This is a genomic window from Rhodococcus sp. BP22 (assembly GCF_014281965.1).
Taxonomy (GTDB): domain Bacteria; phylum Actinomycetota; class Actinomycetes; order Mycobacteriales; family Mycobacteriaceae; genus Rhodococcoides.
Genome location: NZ_JACFTB010000028.1, coordinates 1 through 474 on the forward strand (window position 1 = coordinate 1; position 474 = coordinate 474).

The window sequence follows — 474 nt, forward strand, 5'->3', positions numbered from 1 at the left end:
GGGTTCGGGTTCGACGTTGGTGTCGTTGTTTGTTGATCGGGTGGTGGAGGTTCCGGGTGCGGTGGCGGTGGTGTTCGAGGGTGAGCGGTTGTCGTATGGGGAGTTCGGGGAGCGGGTGTTTCGTTTGGCTCGGTGGTTGATCGGTGAGGGTGTGGGTCCTGAGGTGTTGGTGGGGTTGGGTATGCGGCGTGGGGTGGATTTGTTGGTGGGGATGTATGCGGTGGTGGTTGCGGGTGGTGCGTATGTGCCTTTGGATCCGGATCAGCCGGTGGAGCGTAATGGGTTCATTGTGGAGGTGGCGTCTCCGGTGTTGGTGTTGGTTTCTGGTGGTGGGGATGTGGGTGTGTTTGCGGGTATGGGTGTTGGTGTGTCGGTGGTGGATGTGGGTTCGTTGGATGTGTCGGGGTTTTCGGGTGAGGTTGTGGTTGATGGTGAGCGGTTGTCGGTGTTGCGTGGGTCGAATGCGGCGTATGT

1 protein-coding gene is annotated in these 474 nt (G+C 59.7%); it reads left to right on the forward strand.

Annotated elements, in window-relative coordinates; translation table 11 throughout:
* Positions 1-19 precede the first annotated feature (19 nt).
* A partial coding sequence (locus H2510_RS20560) for an AMP-binding protein (RefSeq protein WP_315901463.1) occupies positions 20-474 on the forward strand: 455 nt, incomplete at its 3' end.